Annotated in this window: 15 protein-coding genes; 9 read left to right on the top strand and 6 right to left on the bottom strand. The window is 67.4% G+C overall.

Features of this window, described 5'->3' with window-relative positions; translation table 11 throughout:
- Positions 1 to 136: 136 nt before the first annotated feature.
- The 7 genes from ACSFBL_RS30785 (at position 137) to ACSFBL_RS30755 (ending at position 8,813) form a co-directional block, all read left to right on the top strand.
- Positions 137 to 1,501, top strand: a complete 1,365-nt coding sequence (locus tag ACSFBL_RS30785) for an AmpG family muropeptide MFS transporter (protein WP_435519616.1) — start codon at positions 137 to 139, stop codon at positions 1,499 to 1,501.
- Between the two features lie 218 nt (positions 1,502 to 1,719).
- Complete coding sequence (locus ACSFBL_RS30780) at positions 1,720 to 2,913, top strand: beta-ketoacyl-[acyl-carrier-protein] synthase family protein (RefSeq protein WP_435519615.1); 1,194 nt, start codon at positions 1,720 to 1,722, stop codon at positions 2,911 to 2,913.
- Positions 2,910 to 3,743 carry a beta-ketoacyl synthase chain length factor gene (locus tag ACSFBL_RS30775; RefSeq protein ID WP_435519614.1) on the top strand — a complete coding sequence of 278 codons (834 nt, stop codon included), beginning with the start codon at positions 2,910 to 2,912 and terminating at the stop codon, positions 3,741 to 3,743. Before ACSFBL_RS30780 ends, ACSFBL_RS30775 begins: the two co-directional genes overlap by 4 nt.
- Positions 3,744 to 3,748: 5 nt before the next feature.
- On the top strand, positions 3,749 to 5,377 hold the full coding sequence (locus ACSFBL_RS30770) for an NAD(P)/FAD-dependent oxidoreductase (RefSeq protein WP_435519613.1): 1,629 nt from the start codon (positions 3,749 to 3,751) through the stop codon (positions 5,375 to 5,377).
- A 140-nt stretch (positions 5,378 to 5,517) separates the two neighbouring features.
- Complete coding sequence (locus tag ACSFBL_RS30765) at positions 5,518 to 6,231, top strand: response regulator (protein WP_435519612.1); 714 nt, start codon at positions 5,518 to 5,520, stop codon at positions 6,229 to 6,231.
- A 4-nt stretch (positions 6,232 to 6,235) separates the two neighbouring features.
- Positions 6,236 to 7,420 (top strand): ATP-binding protein, encoded by a 1,185-nt coding sequence (locus ACSFBL_RS30760; protein WP_435519611.1) that lies wholly within the window; start codon positions 6,236 to 6,238, stop codon positions 7,418 to 7,420.
- A 133-nt stretch (positions 7,421 to 7,553) separates the two neighbouring features.
- Positions 7,554 to 8,813, top strand: coding sequence for an O-antigen ligase family protein (locus ACSFBL_RS30755; RefSeq protein ID WP_435519610.1), 1,260 nt, complete (start codon positions 7,554 to 7,556; stop codon positions 8,811 to 8,813).
- Here ACSFBL_RS30755 and ACSFBL_RS30750 read toward each other — a convergent pair.
- Both ACSFBL_RS30750 and ACSFBL_RS30745 read right to left on the bottom strand, forming a co-directional pair.
- Positions 8,779 to 8,991: a zinc-finger domain-containing protein gene (locus ACSFBL_RS30750; RefSeq protein WP_435519609.1), complete on the bottom strand. Its 213-nt coding sequence runs from the start codon at positions 8,989 to 8,991 to the stop codon at positions 8,779 to 8,781. The two genes, ACSFBL_RS30755 and ACSFBL_RS30750, sit on opposite strands and share 35 nt — an antisense overlap.
- A gap of 5 nt (positions 8,992 to 8,996) precedes the next feature.
- On the bottom strand, positions 8,997 to 9,935 hold the full coding sequence (locus ACSFBL_RS30745) for a branched-chain amino acid transaminase (protein WP_435519608.1): 939 nt from the start codon (positions 9,933 to 9,935) through the stop codon (positions 8,997 to 8,999).
- A 113-nt stretch (positions 9,936 to 10,048) separates the two neighbouring features.
- Between ACSFBL_RS30745 and ACSFBL_RS30740 the strand changes: the two genes are divergently transcribed.
- Positions 10,049 to 11,041, top strand: a complete 993-nt coding sequence (locus ACSFBL_RS30740) for a recombination-associated protein RdgC (RefSeq protein ID WP_435519607.1) — start codon at positions 10,049 to 10,051, stop codon at positions 11,039 to 11,041.
- On the opposite strand, the gene ACSFBL_RS30735 is transcribed toward ACSFBL_RS30740, so the two are convergent.
- Both ACSFBL_RS30735 and ACSFBL_RS30730 read right to left on the bottom strand, forming a co-directional pair.
- Positions 11,038 to 11,514: a glycerate kinase gene (locus ACSFBL_RS30735; protein ID WP_435519606.1), complete on the bottom strand. Its 477-nt coding sequence runs from the start codon at positions 11,512 to 11,514 to the stop codon at positions 11,038 to 11,040. The two genes, ACSFBL_RS30740 and ACSFBL_RS30735, sit on opposite strands and share 4 nt — an antisense overlap.
- A 38-nt stretch (positions 11,515 to 11,552) precedes the next feature.
- The gene (locus ACSFBL_RS30730; RefSeq protein ID WP_435519605.1) at positions 11,553 to 12,200 is read right to left on the bottom strand and encodes a dihydrofolate reductase family protein; all 648 of its coding nucleotides are present in this window, start codon (positions 12,198 to 12,200) and stop codon (positions 11,553 to 11,555) included.
- 202 nt (positions 12,201 to 12,402) lie between these two features.
- On the opposite strand from ACSFBL_RS30730, the gene ACSFBL_RS30725 reads away from it, so the two are divergent.
- Positions 12,403 to 16,434: a Pls/PosA family non-ribosomal peptide synthetase gene (locus ACSFBL_RS30725; protein ID WP_435519604.1), complete on the top strand. Its 4,032-nt coding sequence runs from the start codon at positions 12,403 to 12,405 to the stop codon at positions 16,432 to 16,434.
- Positions 16,435 to 16,442: 8 nt separating this feature from the next.
- On the opposite strand, the gene ACSFBL_RS30720 is transcribed toward ACSFBL_RS30725, so the two are convergent.
- The gene (locus tag ACSFBL_RS30720) at positions 16,443 to 17,900 is read right to left on the bottom strand and encodes an efflux transporter outer membrane subunit (RefSeq protein ID WP_435519603.1); all 1,458 of its coding nucleotides are present in this window, start codon (positions 17,898 to 17,900) and stop codon (positions 16,443 to 16,445) included.
- A gap of 1 nt (position 17,901) precedes the next feature.
- Positions 17,902 to 21,066, bottom strand: a complete 3,165-nt coding sequence (locus tag ACSFBL_RS30715; RefSeq protein WP_435519602.1) for an efflux RND transporter permease subunit — start codon at positions 21,064 to 21,066, stop codon at positions 17,902 to 17,904.
- Positions 21,067 to 21,073 lie beyond the last annotated feature (7 nt).

Raw genomic sequence — 21,073 nt, 5'->3', positions numbered from 1 at the left:
GGGCCGCACGTGTTCCCCCCGGTAGGGGGTAGGCGGTCACACGAAGTGGGCAAGCCTGGGGGCGAGCCCCAGGACACCCCGGTAGGGGGTAGGCGGCTACACGAAGTGAGCAAGCCTGGGGGCGAGATAATTGGCTATGTCTGCACCATCGGCTGACGAAGCCCCAACGTCCCTGCCCTGGCGCGACGCGCTCAAGGTCTACCTCGAACCTGCGACGCTGCGCATGCTGGCGCTCGGCTTCTCCGCGGGCCTTCCGCTGCTGCTTGTGCTCGGCACGCTGAGCTTCCGGCTGCGCGAGGCCGGCGTCGATCGCACCACCATCGGTTTCCTGAGCTGGGTCGGGCTGGCCTACGGCTTCAAGTGGGTGTGGGCGCCGCTGGTCGACCGGTTGCCGGTCCCGCCCTTCACCACGCTGCTCGGTCGACGCCGCGGCTGGCTGCTGATGGCGCAAATGACCGTGATCGTCGGACTCGCCGGCATGGCCTTCAATGATCCACGCGACGGCCTGCCACCGCTGGTCTGGTGCGCCCTGCTCGTCGCCTTCGGCTCGGCGACGCAAGACATCGCGCTCGACGCCTTCCGCATCGAGTCCGCCGCCACGCGCAAGCAGGCCGCGCTGGCCGCCGCCTACCAGACGGGCTACCGCCTCGCGATGATCTGGGCGGGCGCAGGGGTCCTCTGGGTCGCGGCCTGGGCCGAACTGCCCGGCCTCACCGGCTACCAGAACGGCGCATGGAAGACGGCTTACCTCGTGATGGCCGCCTCGATGGGGGTGGGCGTGCTCACCGTCCTGCTCTCACCCGAGCCCGTGCGCGCCGAACTGCCACAACCCAAGACGGTGGGCGCCTGGCTCGAGAGCGTGCTGATCGAACCCTTCGCCGACTTCATCCGTCGCTACAAATGGCAGGCGGCGCTGATCCTGTCGCTGATCGCGGTCTACCGGATCAGCGACGTGGTGATGGGCATCATGGCCAACCCGTTTTACGTGGACATGGGCTTCACCAAGGACGAAGTCGCGACGGTCAGCAAGATCTACGGCGTGGTCATGACGCTCGTCGGGGCGTTCATCGGCGGCGTGCTGTCGATGCGGCTCGGCGTGATGCGGGTGCTGATGCTGGGCGCCGTGCTCAGCGCGGCCAGCAACCTGCTGTTCGCCGGTCTCGCCACGCGCGGGCACGACCTGACCGCCCTGGTGCTGGTGGTGTCGGCCGACAACCTGGCCGGGGGCATCGCGTCCGCCGCCTTCATCGCCTACTTGTCGAGCCTGACCAACATCAGCTATTCGGCCACGCAGTACGCCTTGTTCAGTTCGTTGATGCTGCTGTTGCCGAAGTTCATCGCAGGCTACTCGGGCAAGTTCGTGGACCTCTATGGCTACCACGCCTTCTTCGTCGGGACGGCCGTGCTGGGGGTGCCGGTGCTCTTGCTGGTGGCTCTGGCCTCCCGCACCCATGGCAACGGCAAGGTGCCGGCGACAGCAGTGAACGCGACCCCGTCGTAGCCGAACTTCCATTGCGCATGGCGGAATCGAGGGCCTCGCTTGTAACTTTCGACCGGACGCTTGCCACCGCAGCCCAGGCCCACCTGGGCGCACTGCCCTGAGCTTTCGCGTCCACCCTTCGAAATCCCGGGGCTTTTACCGACGCCGGTCCGAGGCCTCTAGCTGGTAGGCTGTGACGTTTTGCACGCCACCGTCCATTATTTCCCCCCTCCATCACCGTGTCACCCTCCCGCATACCTCCCCTGCAGGTCAGCGCCTTCACCGCGACATCGTCCGTCGGTGTGGGCAAGACCGCTCTCCTCTCCGCCCTCGAACAGTCCCGCAGCGGCCTGCGGGCCAATGATTTCGGCCCGACGCCCTTGCCGACCTGGATCGGGCGTGTCGACGGCCTCGAAGAACTCCGGCTGCCCGAATCGCTCGCGAACTGGGACTGCCGCAACAACCGGCTCGCATGGCTCGGCCTGCAGGCCGACGGCTTCCTGGAAGCCGTGGCTGCCGCGCGCAAGCGCCATGGCCCGTCGCGCATCGCGCTGATCCTCGGCACCTCGACATCGAGCATCGGCGAGACCGAAGCGGCGTACACGCAACTCGATGACGGCGCATTTCCCGAGGACCAGCGGCGCCCGAAGGTCCACACGCCGCACTCGCTCACGATGTTCGTCCAGGAGGCCCTGGGTCTCGAAGGCCCGGCCGAGACGATCTCGACCGCCTGCTCGTCGAGCGCCAAGGTATTCGCATCGGCCGAGCGCTTGATCCGTCTCGGCCTCGTCGACGCTGCCGTCGTGGGCGGCGTCGACACGCTGTGCGGCAGCGTGCTGTTCGGCTTCAATTCGCTCGAACTCGTCTCCCCGGAACCCTGCCGGCCCTTCGATGCGGCGCGCAATGGCATCAGCCTCGGCGAGGCTGCGGGCTTCGCGTTGGTCGAACGCGGCCCCGGCAAGCTCGAGTTGCTGGGCTACGGCGAAGCCAGCGACGCGCACCACATGTCGACGCCCCATCCCCAGGGCCTCGGCGCCGAGAAGGCGCTCGACGATGCGCTCGCACGCGCCGGCCTCAAGACCGACGTCATCGACTACATCAACATGCACGGCACGGCCAGCACGAAGAACGACGAAGTCGAAGGCGCGCTGGTGGCCCGTCGCTTCCCTGAGACCACCCATGCCAGTTCGACCAAGGGCTTCACCGGCCACACGCTGGGCGCGGCTGGCATCGTCGAGGCCGTGATCAGCCTGCTGGCGATCGAAACCGGCCTGAAGCCGGGCACCGTCAACACCACCACGCTCGATACCGAATGCGGGCCGCAGATCAGGCTGCGCCCTGCCCGCGGCGAGGTGCGCTATGCGCTGAGCAATTCCTTCGGCTTCGGCGGCAACAACTGCTCGCTGGTTTTCGGCAAGGGAGCCGGAGCATGAGCGCAGCACAAAAGACACCCACCCTCTTCATCGAAGGCCCGGCATTCTGGGCGCCCAGCCTGCCCGGCTGGGAACTCGCCAGCGCGGTGTTCCGCGGCGAAGCCTCGCCCTCCGATCCGCCGGCCAAGCGGCCATCGCCGCAGGTGCTCGCGCCCGCCGAACGGCGCCGTGCGCCCGACACCGTTGCGCTGGCGCTCGAAGTCGCGGCCGCGGCAGTGGCGGCCTCGGGACGCAATGCGGCGGACCTCCCGTGCGTCTTCGCGTCGGCCCACGGCGACCTGGGCATCAACGACTACATGTGCAGCACGCTGGCGAGCGAGCCGACGATGCTGTCGCCGATCAAGTTCCACAACTCGGTGCACAACGCGGCCGTGGGCTACTGGACCATCGGCACCGGCTGCATGGCCGCGAGCAATTCGCTGACCGCCTTCGAAAGCACCTTCGCCTCGGGCTTGCTCGAAGCCGCGGCGCAGTGCGCGGCCGACCAGCGCGCCGTCCTGCTGGCCGGCTACGACATGCCCGCCGTGGGCGCACTCGCGTCCGTGACGAAGAGTCGCGATCTGCTGGCCGTGGCGCTCGTGGTTTCGCCGACGCGCACCGAACGCACGGTGGCGTCCTTCGAATGGTCGCTCGCCGCCGGGGCATCGCCCGCGCCGGCGCTGCGGACCGACGCCGCGCGCGCACTGAAGGTGAATGCCATGGCCGACGCACTGCCTCTTTTCGAAGCGCTCGCGCGCGGCAAGACCGAGTCGCTCGCCATGCCGCTGTCGGCCGCGCTGTCGCTGCAGTTGCACCTGCAACCCGAACTGCAGCTCGAAGCGCAGAGTTGAAGCCCATGTCCGCGGTCCTCCACCAGCACGATGTCGTGATCATGGGCGGAGGACTCGCGGGGCTCACGCTGGCGCTGCAGCTCAAGCGGCGCTTCGCCGACATCGACGTGGTGGTGCTGGAGCGCCGTACGCACCCGGTGCCGCATGCGACCCACAAGGTGGGCGAATCGTCGGTCGAGATCGGCGCGCACTACTTCGACACGGTGCTCGGCCTCCAGCCGCACATGCACGGCGCGCAGTTGCGCAAGTTCGGTTTCCGCTTCTTCTTCAGCGAAGGCCGGCGCGACATCGACCAGGTGATGGAGATCGGCGCCAGCCGCTATCTCTCCGTCCCGAGCTACCAGATTGATCGCGGCATCTTCGAGAACTACCTCGCCGAGGAGGCCGCGCGCAGCGGCGTGCGTTTCGTCGACAACGCCACGGTGCGCCGCATCGACCTGGCCGAAGACGCGCACCAGCCGCACTGCATCGAGTGGTCGCAGGACGGCGAACGGCACGTCGTGCGTGCGCGCTGGCTGGTCGACGCCTGCGGCCGCGCCAGCATGCTCAAGCGCAAGCTCGGTCTGGCGGAAGCCAATGCCCACGACTGCAATGCGGTGTGGTTTCGCATCGGCGACCGCATCACGATCGACGACTGGTCGGACGACCCGGCATGGCGTGCGCGCTGCGAGCCGCGGGCGCGGTGGCTTTCGACCAACCATCTGGTCGGCGCGGGCTACTGGGTCTGGCTGATTCCGCTGGCTTCGGGCTCGCATTCGGTCGGCATCGTGGCGGACCCGCGCCTGCATCCGCTCGAATCGATGGACAGCTTCGACAAGGCCATGCAGTGGCTCCGGATCTGGCAGCCCCGCCTCTACGACGATCTCGACGCCAAACGCCACCTGCTGCAGGACTTCGCGTACTTCCGCAACTTCTCGTACGGATGCAAGCAGGTCTTCTCCGGGAAGCGCTGGGCACTGACGGGCGAGGCCGGACTCTTCCTCGACCCCTTCTATTCGCCGGGCAGCGACTTCATCGCGGTGGGCAACACCTACATCACCGACCTGATCGCGCACGACCGCGCAGGCCACGCACTGGAAGCCCGCGCGCAGCTCTACGACCAGATCTACCACTCGTTCTACGAAAGCACGCTCGCGCTCTACACCGACCAGTACCCGCTGTTCGGCGATCCAGAGGTGCTGCCGGTGAAGGTCATCTGGGACTACACGTACTACTGGGGCGTGCTCTCGCAGATCTTCTTCCAGCAGCGGCTCACCGACATGGCGGTGCTGGGCAGCCTGCGCGACGAACTCCAGCACTGCCAGCGCCTCAACATCGCGATGCAGGATTTCCTGCGCGCATGGTCCGGCGTGAGCGAACGGCGCAACCGCGCGGTGATGCTCGACCAGGCCGCGTTGCCGTGGTTCGCCGAACTGAATCGCAGCCTGAACGACAGGCTCGACGACGATGCCTTCAAGGCGCGCATGCGGGCGTCGGCACGACAGCTGCGCGGATTGGCGGCAGAGATCCTCGAACGCGCCAGGCACGATCACCCCGGCCTTGCAGCAACCGAACTGCTCGGCGTGCTTGCGGACGATGTCGGCGGACGCCACCCGGTCGCTCCACAGGAACCGATGCTTTTCGAGCCCGGATAGATCGCTGCGGCAAGCAGCAACGTTTACCCAACTTTACGAAGCGTTCAAGCCTGCTTGGCGCCGCAGGAACAACCTAGGACTTGAGACTTCGGCCCTCCCCCCAAGGCCATACCGCAGCGCCTAGCGCGAAGGACATCCCAATGAGCACCCCCCAACTCCTCATGATCGAAGACGACGCCCGCTTGGCGCAGATGGTGGGCGAATACCTGACGCAGTCCGGCTTCGGCTTCACCCACGCGGCCGATGGCGCCAGCGGAATCGAGCAGCTCCAGCAGCGGTCGCCCGATCTCGTCATCCTCGACCTCATGCTGCCCGACACCGACGGCCTGGAAGTCTGCCGCCGGATCCGGGCGCTGCCCAACGGGCTCGCCAAGGTGTCGGTGCTGATGCTCACCGCCAAGGGCGACCCGATGGACCGCATCATCGGCCTGGAAATCGGCGCGGACGACTACCTGCCGAAGCCCTTCGAGCCGCGCGAACTCCTCGCGCGCATCCGGGCTGTGCTGCGCCGGCGCGGCGAGACCGCGTCCGACGCCAGCACGCCGTCCGTGCTGCACTTCGGCTCGCTGGAAATCGACCGCAACGCACGCACGGTCACCGTCGGCGGCGAACCCGCAGACCTCACCTCCTACCAGTTCGACCTGCTGGTCGCGATGGCCGAACGCGCTGGCCGCGTGCTCACGCGCGACCAGATCATGGAAGCCGTGCGCGGCCGCGAGCTCGAAGCCTTCGACCGGTCGATCGACGTCCACATGGGCCGCATTCGCGCCGCGATCGAGGTCGACGCCAAGAACCCCAAGCGCATCCTGACCGTTCGCGGCGTCGGCTACGTGTTCGCCAAGCAGCAAGACTGACGCGATGCTCCTCAAGCTCTACCGGCGGCATCTCTATGTCCGCATCTGGCTTGCGGTGGTGGCGGGCGTGTTCATCCTCACGCTGACCGCCAACTGGATCGTTCGCGAAGCCGCCGAGAGCGAGCGCGAGCGCCTCGCGCCCGTGCCGCGCGACGTGATCGTGCTGGACTCGAACGACAAGCAGATCGGCGCAGGCAAGGCCATGCGCGTGCCCGGCCAGGGGCTGGAATTCGACGTCACGCTGGGCGACGGCCGCGCGGTCACGCTGCAGGTTGCGCCGCGCGACCGCTCCCAGGGGCCGCCGCCGATGTCGCCCTGGCGCACGCCCTTCGGGCTCGGCTGGATGGTGGCGGTGGTGGGCATCATCGTCGCGCTGGGCGTCTATCCCATCGTGCGACGGCTCACCAAGCGCCTGGAGTCGCTGCAGCGCAGCGTGCAGCGTTGGGGCGAAGGCGACCTGTCGGTGCGCGTGCACGAGGAGGGGCAGGACGAAGTGGCCGATCTCTCCAACGGTTTCAACGCCGCCGCCGGGCGCATCGAGCAGCTGGTGCAATCGCACAAGTCGCTGCTGGCCAACGCTTCGCACGAACTGCGCTCGCCGCTGACGCGCATCCGCATGGGGCTCGAACTGATGGGCGAGCGGCCCAGCGGAGCGGCACGCGACGAGATCTCCCGCAACATCGCCGAACTCGATCAATTGATCGACGAGATCCTGCTCGCCAGCCGGCTCGACGCCAAGGAAGCCGACATGGGCACGGTCGAAACCGTCGACCTCACCGGCCTCGCCGCCGAAGAATGCGCCCGCGCCGATGCTGACCTCGAAGTCAGGGAAGGCACCGACAGCGACATCCTCACTGTGCGCGGCGTGCCGCGCCTCTTGCGCCGCGCGATTCGCAACCTGCTCGAAAACGCCCGCCGCTACGGCGCCGGCGAGACGAGCGTGGAAATCGGCAGCCATGCCGGCCAGGCCGAGATCCGCGTCAACGATCGTGGTCCTGGCGTGCCTGCCGCCTTGCGCGAACGCATCTTCGAGCCCTTCTACCGACTACCCGGTGCCAGCGAGCGCAACGGCGGTGTCGGCCTGGGCCTCGCGCTGGTCAAGTCGATCACAGAGCGTCACGGCGGCAGCGTTCGCTGCGAAGACCGCCCCGGCGGCGGCGCAAGTTTCGTTATTACATTGCCTCACTAGGCTCGCCCCCAGGCTTGCCCACTTCGTGTGGCCGCCCACCCCCTTCCGGGGGCAACGCCTGCAGACCAGCGGAGCCGGATCTGCGGCGTTCTGCGACAACGGCGCGCTGCTGAGGTCACCCTAGAATTCAGTGATGCAGAGATCGAAGTACGTCGGGCCCGCGGCCATGTTCTGGGGGCTCACGGTTTTCATGCCGGTCGGGGTCACGTACGTTGCCGCAGTGCTGATGTTGGTCACGCTGCTGTCGGCCGGCGGCTTGCGCGATCGGGCGCTCCGGCTGCGCAACAACCCGATGTGGTGGCCGGTCGTGGCCTATGTCGTGTGGACGCTGGTCATCCTCGCCATCGGGCCTCACTACCCCGAGACCGGATCGAACTTGTTCCACGGCCTGCGCATCGCGGCCACCGTCCTGATGGCGCTGACCCTCACGCGCGACGAGGCGATCTGGGCGCTGCGCGGCTTCTGGATCATCGGCCTGGTGAACATGGTCATGATCGCGCTGTACTACACGGTCGGTTTCCCGATGCTCGAACCGTGGCGCGGCGTGTTGATCCTGATCGGCAACAAGTCCATCAGCAATGCCCTTCTGTTCACGATCATGGCCGGGACCGCGGCGGTGTTCGCGCTCAAGTGGATCACGGAGCATCGTGCGGCCCGCGTGGTCGCGGCCATTGCGCTGATCGTGGCCGTGATGGCGATCATCACCTTCTCGCTGCCGTCGCGCACGTCGCTGCTCGCGCTGCTCTTGGTCATCCCCGCCGCCTGCGTGCACCAATGGCGCCGTCAGCTCAAGGTGCTGGCCGTGGTGCTGATGGTGGGCGGCGTGATCGCTGCGGCCGGGCTGTGGAACACGCCGGTGGTGCAGCAGAAATTCGCGGTCGGCATTCAGGAGATCGAGGCAGCGCAGGCCGGCGAGATCTCCGAAGCCAGTTGGGTGGTGCGCTACTACATGTACCGCGACACCGCGCGGATGATCATCGACAGGCCCTTCATGGGCTGGGGCATCGGCGGCTGGACGGAGCAGTGGCACCTGCGAGGGCCGAAGCTGCTCGACTATAAGAACATGCCCCACAACGACTTCCTGTGGATGGGCTCGCAGACCGGCGTCTTCGGCGCGTTGACGCTGCTGGCCATCCTGCTGACGAGCGTCTGGGTCGCATGGAAGCGCGACGACCTGGCCGGGCGCCTGGCCTTCGTCGCGACACTGATCGTGCTGATTGCCACCAGCGTGAACTCCGCGCTGCGCGACGCGCAGATCGGGCTCGCGATCCTGTGGGTGGCGATGGTCTACCTGCGGCTGGCGCAGGAACCGGGCGATTCGTGGCGCGGACTGGTGCCGCGCCGCGATGCACCGGCGCTCAGTGGTGGTGTCCCACCACTTCGCCCGCTTTGAGGCGGTAGACCGTCCCGCAATAGGGGCACTTGGCTTCGCCCGTGCGGGCCACGTCGAGATAGACCTTCGGGTGCGCGCTCCAGAGCTGCATGTCGGCCTTGGGATTCGGGCAGAACACGCCGCCCTGGTCGTTCAGGTCCTTGGCGAGCAGTTCGATGGCGGCGTTGGGGGTCGTCATGGTCTTCAGACTTTCGTGAGCCAGTGGGCGTACTTGGGATTGCGTCCGTTCACGATGTCGAAGAACGCGCTCTGGATTTTCTCGGTGACGGGACCGCGCGAGCCGATGCCGATCTCGACGCGGTCGAGTTCGCGGATCGGCGTCACTTCGGCTGCCGTGCCGGTGAAGAAGGCTTCGTCGGCGATGTAGATCTCGTCGCGCGTGATGCGCTTCTGCACGACTTCGACGCCGAGGTCCTTGCAGATGTGCAGGATGGTGTTGCGCGTAATGCCGTTGAGCGCACCGGCCGAGAGGTCAGGCGTGTAGACCACGCCGCCCTTGACCACGAACACGTTCTCGCCCGCGCCTTCGGAGACAAAGCCGCTCGAATCGAGCAGCAGGGCCTCGTCGTAGCCGTCGTCCAGCGCTTCCATGTTGGCGAGGATCGAGTTGCTGTAGTTGCTGACCGCCTTGGCCTGCGTCATCGTGATGTTGACGTGGTGGCGCGTGAAGCTCGAAGTCTTGACGCGGATGCCGCGCTTCATGCCCTCGTCGCCGAGGTACGCACCCCAGGCCCAGGCCGCGACCATCGCGTGAATGCGGTTGCCCTTGGGGCTCACGCCGAGCTTCTCGGAGCCGATCCACACCAGCGGGCGCAGGTAGCAGCTTTCGAGCTTGTTCTCGCGCACCACCTGTTTCTGCGCCTCGTTGAGCTGCTCTGGCGAGAACGGGATCTTCATGCGCAGGATCTTGGCGCTGTTGAAGAGTCGCTCGGTGTGCTCGGCCAGCCGGAAGATCGCCGTGCCGTTGACCGTGTTGTAGGCGCGTACGCCCTCGAAGGCGCCGCAGCCGTAGTGCAGCGTGTGGGTCAGCACGTGGATCTTGGCTTCGCGCCAGTCCACGAGATCGCCGTCCATCCAGATCTTGCCGTCACGGTCGTCCAGTGCGGGGGGGAGCACGCTCATGTTCTTGGTCTCCAGGCGTTGGTAAGTCGCAAAAGCTTTCGATTTTACGGCGGCGTCCGATTCCGACGCACCGACAATGCACAGCTTTGCCAAACAGCCATCAAAGGGTTTCAGTGTCCGTCTTCAAGAACGTCATCGTCTACCGCATCGAATCCACGTGGTCGCAGTCGCTCGACCAGGTCGAGCAGGGCCTCGGCACGCAACGTTTCGTCCCCTGCAGCCCCTCGCAGGAAAAATCCGCCGGCTGGGTCGAACCCCGTGGCCAGGAGCACGGCCCGCTCGCCGAATCCATCGGCGGCCAGTGGCTGCTCGAATTCATGATCGAAACCAAGGCGCTCCCCGCTTCGGTCGTACGCCGCAAGGTCGACGAACGCGCCGCGCAAATCGAGGCCACCACCGGCCGCAAGCCCGGCAAGAAGGAAAAGAAGGAGCTCAAGGAAGACGTCACCCACGAGCTGCTGCCGCTGGCCTTCACCCGCCATGCGCGCGTCGCCGTGTGGATCGACCCGGCCGCACGCCGGCTCGTCGTCAACTCCAGCAACGCGGCCCGCGCCGATGAAGTCGTGACGAATCTCGTGAAGGCGCTCGACGGTTTCGCCGTCGCCCTGATCAACACGCAGATCGAACCGGCTGCCGCCATGTCCGAATGGCTGTCGAGCCAGGAGCCGCCCGCCGGCTTCACCATAGACCGCGAATGCGAACTCAAGGCCAGCGACGAATCGAAGGCCGTGGTGCGCTACGCCAAGCACCCGCTCGACATCGAGGAAGTCCGCCAGCACATCGCCGACGGCAAGCGCCCGACCCGGCTCGCGATGACCTGGGACGACCGCGTGTCCTTCGAGCTGACCGAAGGCCTGCAGATCCGCAAGATCGTGTTCCTCGAAGGCACGCTGGACGATGCGCCGGCCTCCTCGGGCAAGGAAGACAACTTCGATGCCGATGCCGCGATCGCCACGGGCGAACTCGGGCAGCTCGTGCCGGAACTGCTGGAAGCGCTGGGCGGCGAAATGCGCCTGGGCACGGCATCGGCCGCTGCGGCGCCTGCCGCTGCACAACAGAAGGTCGAAGCGGAAGAAGCGCTGGCCGACGAATCGGCGCCGTTCTAGACCGGCGGCCGCAGCGCGTCCGCCGCGCCCGGCTTGATGGCGTCGGCGTTGGACTCGATGGTCCGTGGCTCGTCGTCCTCGGGCTGCTGGGGCCGCACCAGGTTCCATTCGGTGAGCTTGCCGCCGACGAAGGTCGCATCGACCCACGAGCCGCCCGCGTCGGTCCAGCGGAACACCTCGGGTTGCGCGTCCTGCGGCGTGCGGAGTTCGCCGAGCGCGCGCGTCATCGCGATCACGTGCAACAGCGTGGACTTGGGCTTCAGCTTGGCATTGAGCATCACCGCGCTCGCGACCGTGCCCATCGGACGATCGGTAGCGCGCTTCAGCACCTGCATCGTGCGATTGAAGTGCAGGAGCAGGAACATGATGATGGCGCCGCCGACCAGCGCCACGCCGGCCCAGCCGTAGCCGCGATAGGCCACGCCGAGCAGGATCAGGCCGCCGACGGGGACGAGGATTCTTCCGAAATTCATGGGCGGATTGTCGCTCGGCCGCCCGTCGGCCCTTCAGCTCAGGGCCGCTTGCGCAGGATCATGTGCGTCGCACGCTCGCCGGCGATGCTTTCCACGCAGTCATAGCCGAGGGCAGGCAGGTCGAGCCCCTGGAAGAGCGGCTCCCCGGTCCCGAGCAATACAGGCCGCACGGCCAGATGCAGTTCGTCGATCAACCCCGCCTGCAGGTACTGCCGCACGGTCGACGCGCCGCCGCCGATGCGCACGTCGAGGTCACCCGCCGCGGCCTTCGCCTGCGCGAGGGCCTCGTGGATGCCTGCGGTGATGAAGCGGAACTCCGTCCCCCCGGCCATCGCCAACGGCGCGCGCGCGTGGTGCGTGAGCACGAACACGGGCGTGTGATACGGCGGTTCGTCGCCCCACCAGCCCTTCCAGCTGTCGTCCGGCCACGGGCCGCGAACCGGGCCGAACATGTTGCGCCCGAGGATCCAGGCACCGATGCCGTCGAAGCCCTTCTCGGCCATTCGGTTGTCGACGCCCGTCTCGCCATCGCCCATGCCTTGCATCTGGCGCCACAGGCGCGTGGGCATGAACCACTCCATCAGCTCGGGGCCGCGCAGGCCGAGCGGATTCTGCAGATCCTGGCTCGGGCCGGCACCGTAGCCGTCGAGGGAGACGGCAAAACTCTGGACGCGGACTTTGGGCATGGGAGGGCTCCTTGCTTGAATGCCGGATCGGCTGCGCGCCGATGGCGTGGCTTGCGAGACACAACCCACGCGCTATTTTTGCCGATCCTCCGGTCTTCTTCAGAAACGCTGGCGTACATGCGTGCATCCGAGCCCACCTGGAGGACAATGGCGACTGGATCGCCAGCGGCCACATGGCCGCTCTGCCACTCCAGCATTGACGATGTTTCGCACGAACCCCGAGTCTCTCTCCCGCACCACCCCCTCCCACTCTCCCGACATCGTTCACGGCCCCGACCGGGCCGACCTGCTCCGGCCCGAAATCCTCGCCGACCTGTTCGAGGCCACCGCCGAGCGGATCCCCGCCCAGACTGCGCTGATCTTCGGCGAGCGGGCGCTGAGCTACGGAGAACTGGGTGCTGCAGCGGATCGCGCCGCGTCCAAGCTGATCGAAGCCGGCGTTCGTCCCGGCCACATCGTGGGCCTCTGGCTGCCGCGAGGCATCGACCTCCTGGTCATGCAACTGGCCATCGCCAAGACGGGCGCCGCCTGGCTGCCGCTGGATGCCGACACACCGGTCGAACGCATCGCCGTGTGCCTCGACGACGCCGATGCCGCGGGCCTCGTGAGCTGCGTGGCACTTGCGCCACGACTGGCGGCGATCGGCCGGACCCTCTGGACCGCGGAGGCATTGCTGGCCGATGACGCCGGCGACGCCGACCTGCACCGGCGTCAGGGTGCGCTGCCCGGTCATCCCGCCTACGTGATCTACACCTCGGGCTCCACCGGCAAGCCCAAGGGCATCGAGATCACCCAGCGCAGCATCTGCCACTTCCTGCGCAGCGAAAACGCCGTGCTGGGCGTGCGCGAGGACGATCGCGTCTACCAGGGCTTCTCGATCGCGTTCGACATGTCCTTCGAGGAGATCTGGATCAGCTACCTGGTCGGTGCGACGCTGTGGATCGCGCCGAAGGCCATCGCATCCGACCCCGAAGCCTTGCCCAAAGCCCTGATCGAACAGCGCATCAGCGTGCTGCACGCGGTGCCGACCCTGCTGGCCCTTTTCGATCGCGATGTGCCGGGGCTGAGGCTGATCAACCTCGGTGGCGAAATGTGCCCTGCATCGCTGGTGGCGCGCTGGGCGGCCGACGACCGGCAGATCTTCAACAGCTACGGCCCGACGGAGGCGACCGTATCGGCCAGCATGGCCGAACTGCGCGCGGGCGAGACCGTGACCATCGGCCGGCCCTTGCCCAACTACGCGTTGCTGGTCATCGCGCCCGATGTCGAGCAGGGCCTCCGGTTGCTGCCGCGCGGCGAGGTCGGCGAATTGTGTATTGCCGGCCCTGGCGTCGCGTCGGGCTACCTCGGGCGTCCCGACCTCACGGCAGGGAAGTTCCTGCGCAACCCCTGGTCGACCGGCGTGCGGGACGATCGGCTCTACCGCACCGGCGATCTGGCGCGCATCGACGAGGACGGGCGCATACAGTGCCTCGGACGCACCGACGACCAGATCAAGATCCGCGGCTTTCGGGTCGAACTCGGCGAGATCGAGGCCGTGCTGGCGCAGCAGCCGGGTGTGGGCACCGCGGCCGTGGTGCTGCGCGAGATCGAGGGCGTCGACCAGTTGATCGTCTTCCTGGTGACCGAGGGCGCCACCGGCGTTTCGGCGTCTTCGCTGCGGTCGGTGCTCGGCGCGCGACTGCCGCCCTACATGGTCCCGAGCCGCTTCGAGGTGCTCGCGCAGATGCCGCGCCTGAGCTCCGGGAAGATCGATCGCAAGACGCTCAAGTCGACGCCGCTGGCCGAGGCGACGGGTCCGTCCGGAGGCTCGGACACACCGGCGACCCCGACCGAGATCGCGCTGTTCGCGGCCCTGGCGGGGCTCTTTCCCGGCCTCGCGATCCGGCGCTCCGCGGATTTTTTCGACGAACTCGGCGGGCATTCGCTGCTGGCAGCGCGGCTCGCGTCCGTGCTGCGTGCCGACCCCCGCTTCGCCCGGATCACGGTGCGTGAGATCTATCAGCACCGCACCGTCGGCGGCATTGCCGCCGCGCTGGACGCGTGTGGCGCCACGCAGGCGACGCTCGTGCCCGACTGGACACCGCCATCGGCCTGGCGCCGCTGGCGCTGCGGGGCCGCGCAGGCTGCGGCGATCCCGGCACTGGTGGCCGTCCGCATGATGCAGTGGCTCGCACCGTTCTTCACCTACCACTTCTATACCGGCGGGGCGGCGGATTCGATCCCCCATGCGGTCGCCATGTCCGTCGTCGTGTTCCTGGCGGCGACGGTGCTCGAGTTCGTGGTTGCGATCGCCGGCAAATGGCTGATCGCGGGCCGACTGGCGCCTGGCCGCTATCCGCTGTGGGGCGTCACCTATTTCCGCTGGTGGCTCGCCGACCGCCTGGTCGATGCGGCGCCGACCTACTTCATCAGTGGTTCCTCGCTGCACGCCTGGTGGCTGCGCGCGCTGGGCGCGCGCATCGGCAGCAACGTGAGCATCGGTTCGATCAAGCTGCGCGCACCCGATCTGCTCACGGTCGGTGACGGCGCCAGCATCGGCAACGCGGTCAACTTCGAGAACGTGCGCGTCCAGCGCGGCGAACTGCTCATCGGTCCCATCGAGATCGGCGCGGAGGCCCATATCGGTTCCTATGCCGTGCTGGAAGGCAACACTCGGGTCGGCGACTGGGGCCACCTCGACGGCCAGTCCGCACTCGGCGACGGCCAGACCGTGCCGGCCGGGCGCATCTGGAGCGGCTCGCCAGCGCGCGACGTGGGCGCCTTCGACACCGCCTCGCTGCGGCCGCGTCCGCCGGTCAGCAAACGCCGGCTCGCCGGCGAAGGCCTGTTCTTCTTCTGCGGCGCCATGGTGGTCGCGGCCCTGTTCTTCCTGCCGGTGTTCCCGACCTTCATGCTGATCGACGTGCTGGACGACACCGAGCGGTTCCCCTGGCTCGAAACCAGCTCCACCGTGCTGCAGCTGTTCAAGTATTTCGTGCTGGCACTGCCTGCGGGCGCGGTGATGATCGTGCTCACGGCCCTGATCTCCGCGGGCATCCGCTGGAGCGTGCTGCCGCGGCTCAAGAGCGGGAGCTGGCCCGTGCACAGCAATGTCTATTGCGGCAAGTGGCTGGTCAACCAGATCCAGGAATCCAGCCTGCAGGTGCTGCATGGCGTCTACGCCACCCTGTTCGCGCCCATGTGGTACCGGTTGCTGGGTGCCAAGGTCGGCCGCAACGCGGAGATATCGACCGCACTGGGCGTCGTGCCCGACATGCTCACGCTTGGCGACGACACCTTCATCGCCGATGCGGTGCTCCTGGGCGACGAAGAGATCGATGGCGGCTGGATGTCGATGCGGCCCACCGTCATCTCGCGTCGCAGCTTCGTCGGCAACGGCGCCTACCTTCCCGACGGCACCACCTTGCCCGAGAACGTGCTGATCGGCGTGCTCGGACGCGCGCCCGATCCGGCGGCGCTGCGCATCGGCGACACCTGGGTCGGCTCACCCGCCGTGCGACTGCCGGCACGCGAAGCGCCGACCGGCCACCCCGCATCGCTGACCTTCAATCCGTCGCCAATGCGCCGGCTGGGGCGCGCCGTGGTCGAGGCCTTCCGCATCGTCGCGCCACATGCGCTGGTGATCGCCGCGGGCTACAGCATCGTGCTGGCGGTGATGCCCTCGGCGGCCGCCGAGCACTGGGGTGCGGTGGCCTGGTACCTCACCGTCGACGGCCTGATCTTCGGCCTGTCGACCTTCGTTTTCGTGGCGCTCTTCAAGTGGATCTTCCTGCGCCGCTACCGACCGCTCGCCGTGCCGATGTGGACGCCCTTCGTCTGGCTCTCCGAGGCCGCGACGAACCTTTACGAGGGCATCGCGGTGCCCAACTTCATGCACTACCTGCGCGGCACGCCCTGGCTGCCGATCGCCTTCAACCTGCTGGGCGCGCACATCGGCCGCGGCGTGTACCTGGACACCACCGACCTCACCGAATTCGATTGCGTCCACATCGGCGACTACAGCGAACTCAACGCGCAGAGCTGTCCCCAGACCCACCTGTTCGAGGACCGCGTCATGAAGATTCATCACGTGAACATCGGCAAGCAGGTCACCGTCGGGGCGCGCAGCATCATGCTCTACGGCGCGACGGTGAACGATGGCGCGCAGCTCGGCCCGCTGACGCTGGTGATGAAGGGCGAGAGCATTCCGGCGGCTTCGCGCTGGAGCGGGAATCCGGCGGCGCCGGCCTGACCAGAGCCTCAGAACAGCGGCGGCGGCAGCGCACTGGGTGCCGGATCGGGCGGTGAGCTGCCGGTGCGCTGGTCGGCCTGCGCGACCCAGCCGCCGCCCATCGCCTTGTAGATGTTCACCGCCGAAGCGAAGAGCTGCGCGCGGATCGAGGCCAGGTTCAGCTCGGCCGGGAACAGCGCCTGCTCGGCCTGCAACACGGTGCTGTAACTGGTGTAGCCGCCGTCGTACTGCAGCCGCGCCAGCTCGTTGTACTGCTGCAGCGCTGCGACCAGCTTGACCTGCGCGTCCAGTTGCTCCTGCAGCTTCTGCCTGGCGACCAACGCGTTGTCCACGTCGGCAAAGGCATTGCGGATCGACAGCTGATAGTTCAGCAAGGCCGCGTCCTGTGTGGCTTCGGCCTGCGCCACCTGGCCGCTGATCGCGCCGAAGCTGAAGATCGGCCCGACCACCGAGCCGGCGTAGCTCCACACCCGGGTCGGCCCGCTGAACAGGTTGGACAGATCGGAGCTGGCATTGCCGTAAGTGCCGGTGAGCGAGATCGTCGGGAAGTACAAGGCCTTGGCCGCACCGATCTGCGCATTGGCGGCGATCAGCTGCTGCTCGGACTGCAGCAGATCGGGCCGGCGCTCCAGCAGCGCCGAGGGCACGCCCTGCGGCACCTGCGGCAGTTGCAGGTCATACACCGACCTGCCGCGCGCGATCGGCCCCGGGTCGCGGCCGATCAGGACCGCCAGCGAGCTCTGGGTCTGTGCAATCTGCGATTCGATCAGCGGGATCTGCGCGGCGGCCGTCTCGTACTGGGACTGCGCCTGCGCCACGTTCATCATCGACACCTGCCCGTACTGGAACTGCAGCGTGAACAGGTCCACCGATTCCTTGTAGGTGCCCAGCGTCTTGTTCGCGACCTCCAGTTGCGCATCCAGCCCGCGCAGCTGCAGGTAGCTGACGGCCACCTGCGCCACCAACGTCAGGATGACGCCGCGCCGGGCCTCGTTGGTGGCCAGCACGTTGGCATACGCGGCCTCGGACTGACGGCGGATGCGGCCCCACAGGTCGACCTCCCAGCTCACCTGCAGCGCCGCCTGGTAGGCAGAGGCCGGGTTCGGGTAGTTCGGAATCAGCGAGGCAAAGGCCGGCGCGGGCGAGCGCGAGCGCTGCGCCCCGGCGCCGTAGCCGACGGCCGGGAAGAACTGCGAGCGCGACTGCGTCAGGATGGCTGCCGCCTGCTCGACGTTGGCCGCGGCGATCTGCACGTTGCTGTTGTGCTTCAGCGCCTCGTCGATCAGCTGGTCCAGCACCGGGTCGTGGAACTGCTGCCACCACAGCGTGTCGGCCGTCTCGGCGGCGTCCTTGGCTTCGTACTGGAAGGCCTTCGGCGTCACCACATCCGGACGCTGGTAGTTCGGGCCGAACGTGCAGCCGGCCAGCACCACCATCGCGCAAGTGGAGAGCGCGTACCTCGGCACCTCAGGCCCCCTCGCCGGCGGCAGTCTCTTCGGCCTTGGGCGGGGCCTTGGCCTTGCGCCGTTCACCCAGGCGATCGAAGATATAGAAAAACAGCGGCACGTACAGCATGGCCAGCGTGGTCTCGCCGAGCATGCCGCCGATGATGCCGGTGCCGATCGAGTGGCGCGCGTTGGCGCCGGCACCGACCGCGATGGCCAGCGGCAGACAGCCCACCGCAAAGGCCAGCGAAGTCATGATGATCGGCCGCAATCGCTGCTCGCCCGCGAGGCGCGTGGCTTCCATGATGCTGTGGCCCTGCTCGCGGAAATCCACGGCCGCGCTCACGCGCAGCACCGCGTTCTTCGCGCCCAGCCCGATCAGCACCAGCAGGCCGATCTGGAAGTACACGTCGTTCTCCAGCCCGCGGATGTAGTTGGTGAGCAGCGCGCCCAACACGCCGAAGGGGATGGCCGTCATCACCGCACCGGGCAGCGTCCAGCTCTCGTACTGCGCCGCCAGCACCAGGAAGACGATGATCAGGCCGAAGACGAAGGCGAGCGACGAGGTGCCGCCGGACTTCTTCTCCTCGAAAGCCAGCCCCGACCAGGCGAAGCTATAGGTGCCCGGCAGCTCGCGCGCAAGCTCCTCCATCGCCGCGATCGCCTGCCCCGAGCTGTAGCCGGCGGCCGGGTTGCCGATGATCTTTGCCGCGGGGAAGCCGTTGAAGTGCGGCAGCAGATCCGGCCCGGCCGTCCAACTGGTGTTGACCAGCGCCGACAGCGGCACCATCTTTCCCTGGTTGGAGCGCGTGTAGAGGCGCGTCAGATCGTCCGGTGTCTGGCGGAACGGCGCGTCGGACTGCACGATCACCCACCACACGCGGCTGTACTGGCTGAACTGGCTGGCGGTCAACGAGCCGAACTGCGCCTGAATCGCGCTGTACACGTCCTGCACCGGCACGTTCAGCAGCATCGCCTTCTCGCGGTCGACGTCGGCGCGCAACTGCTGGCTGTTGGCGCTGAAGGTCGTGTTCACACCGGTCAGCTCGGGCCGCTGCCGCGCCTTGGCGATGAAAGCCTGCACATTCGTGCCCAGTTCCATCGACGAGCCGGCGGCTGTGTCCTGGATCCAGAACTCGAAGCCGCCCGTGGTGCCGATGCCGGGGATCGCCGGCGGCGCGATCGGCAGCACCACCGCCTCCTGGATGTGCTTCGCTTCTTCATAGAAGCGGCCCAGGATGGCGCGCGCGTTCTGTTCCTTGGCGGTGGCGATGTCGGCGTAGCGTTGCTTGAAGTCGGTGAAGGTGATGAAGAAGGTTGCGGCGTTGGTCTTGAAGCCGCTGTCCACCAGGCTGTAGCCGGTGATCATCGAGCGCGTGGCCACGCCGGGAATCTTCGCCAGGATCGCGTCGGCGCGTTCGGCCACTGCCTGCGTGCGTTTCAGGCTCGCGGCCTGCGGCATGATGATCGCGACCATCGCATAGCCCTGGTCCTCCTGTGGCACGAAGCTCGTCGGCAGCACATGGAACAGATGCCAGATCGCGTACAGGAACAGCGCCAGCAGCACGAAGGCCACCAGCATGCGGGCGATGACAAACTCCACCGCATGGCCGAAGCCGCGCGTCAGGCTGTCGACCTGTCGGTTGAACCAGGCGAAGAAACCGCGCGTAGGCGGCGGGTTGTGCTTCAACAGCAGCGCGCACATCGCGGGCGTCAGCGTGAGCGCGACGAAGCCGGAGATGACCACCGACACCACGATGGTGATCGCGAACTGCTTGTACAACTGCCCGGTGGTGCCCGGCAGGAAGGCCGCCGGCACGAACACCGCCGCCATCACCAGCACCACGGCAACCAGCGAACTGCCGATCTCGCCCATCGAGCGGATCGTCGCCTCCGTCGGCGACAGGTGGTGCTGCGCCATGTTGCGCTCGACGTTCTCGCACACCACGATCGCGTCGTCGACCACCATGCCGATCGCCAGGATCAGCCCGAACAGCGTGAGCAGGTTGATCGAGAAGCCCAGCGCCAGCATCCCGGTGAAGGTGGCGACCAGCGACACGATGATCGCCACCGCGCAGATCAGCGTGGTGCGGAAACTCTGCAGGAACAAATAGACCACCAGCACCACCAGCACCAGCGCCTCGGCCAGCGTGTGGATCACCTCCTCGATCGACAGACGCACGAAGTCGTTGGTGTCCAGCGCGATGCTGACTTCGAGCCCCGCCGGGAAGCGCGACTTCGCCTCGTCGAGCGCCTTGCGGACCGCATTCGACACCAGCAGGCCGTTGGCGCCGGGCTGCTGGTAGATGGCGATGAGCGTTGCCGGCTCGCGGTTCAACCGGCTGTCGACGATGTACTGGCGCAGGCCCACCTCTGCGCGCGCCACGTCGCCCAGGCGCACGATGGCGCTGCCGTCGGAATTGGCGCGCAGGATGATGCGCTCGTACTGCCGCGGATCGACGAACTGGCTCTGCGTCACCACCGGAAAGGTCAGCTGAACATCGCCGCTGCTCGGCTCCTGGCCGATCTGGCCGGCACCGAAGAGCGCGTTCTGCTGGTTCACCGCGTTGGCGATGTCGGTGGTGGTGACGCTCAGCGAGGCCATGCGGTCCGGATTCATCCAGATGCGCATCGCCTGGTCGGGCACGCCCATGATCTGCGCCTGGCCGGCGCCGTTGACGCGCTTGAGCGCATCGAGCACGTAGACGTTGGCGTAGTTGGCGACGTAGTCCGCGCTGTAGCGCCCGCCCTTGCCGGTGACGGCCACCAGCATCATGATCGACGAGCTCTTCTTTTGCACCGACACGCCCTGCTGCTGCACCGCTTCGGGCAACTGCGGCAAGGCCATGTTGACGCGGTTCTGCACCTGCACCTGCGCGATGTCGGGGTCGGTGTTGAGCGAGAAGTACACCGTCAGCGTCAGCTGGCCGCTGGCCGAGCTGGTGCTGCTCATGTAGAGCATGTTGTCGACGCCGTTGATCTGCGCCTCGATCGGCGAGGCCACGCTGTCGGCCAGCGACTTGCTGTCGGCGCCCGGATAGGTCGCCTGCACCGTCACCTGCACCGGCGTGATCGCCGGGTACTGTTCCACCGGAAGCTGCGTCATCGCCACCAGCCCGGCGAGGCACAGGATGATGGCGACCACCGCCGCGAAGATCGGTCGTTCGATGAAGAAGCGGGAGAACATGCGCCCT

Origin of the sequence: Variovorax glacialis (assembly GCF_051216375.1) — a bacterium.
Taxonomy (GTDB): Bacteria; Pseudomonadota; Gammaproteobacteria; order Burkholderiales; family Burkholderiaceae_C; genus Variovorax.
The sequence above is the reverse complement of the archived record's forward strand: the minus strand, read 5'-3'. Positions and strand labels throughout refer to the sequence as shown.

Coding starts and splice junctions, on each gene's coding strand:
- ACSFBL_RS30755 (WP_435519610.1), top strand. CDS start 7,554: ATGCAGAGATCGAAGTACGTCGGGCCCGCGGCCATGTTCTGGGGGCTC.
- ACSFBL_RS30775 (WP_435519614.1), top strand. CDS start 2,910: ATGAGCGCAGCACAAAAGACACCCACCCTCTTCATCGAAGGCCCGGCA.
- ACSFBL_RS30715 (WP_435519602.1), bottom strand. CDS start 21,066: ATGTTCTCCCGCTTCTTCATCGAACGACCGATCTTCGCGGCGGTGGTC.
- ACSFBL_RS30735 (WP_435519606.1), bottom strand. CDS start 11,514: ATGAATTTCGGAAGAATCCTCGTCCCCGTCGGCGGCCTGATCCTGCTC.
- ACSFBL_RS30760 (WP_435519611.1), top strand. CDS start 6,236: ATGCTCCTCAAGCTCTACCGGCGGCATCTCTATGTCCGCATCTGGCTT.
- ACSFBL_RS30770 (WP_435519613.1), top strand. CDS start 3,749: ATGTCCGCGGTCCTCCACCAGCACGATGTCGTGATCATGGGCGGAGGA.
- ACSFBL_RS30765 (WP_435519612.1), top strand. CDS start 5,518: ATGAGCACCCCCCAACTCCTCATGATCGAAGACGACGCCCGCTTGGCG.
- ACSFBL_RS30725 (WP_435519604.1), top strand. CDS start 12,403: ATGTTTCGCACGAACCCCGAGTCTCTCTCCCGCACCACCCCCTCCCAC.
- ACSFBL_RS30785 (WP_435519616.1), top strand. CDS start 137: ATGTCTGCACCATCGGCTGACGAAGCCCCAACGTCCCTGCCCTGGCGC.
- ACSFBL_RS30750 (WP_435519609.1), bottom strand. CDS start 8,991: ATGACGACCCCCAACGCCGCCATCGAACTGCTCGCCAAGGACCTGAAC.
- ACSFBL_RS30745 (WP_435519608.1), bottom strand. CDS start 9,935: ATGAGCGTGCTCCCCCCCGCACTGGACGACCGTGACGGCAAGATCTGG.
- ACSFBL_RS30730 (WP_435519605.1), bottom strand. CDS start 12,200: ATGCCCAAAGTCCGCGTCCAGAGTTTTGCCGTCTCCCTCGACGGCTAC.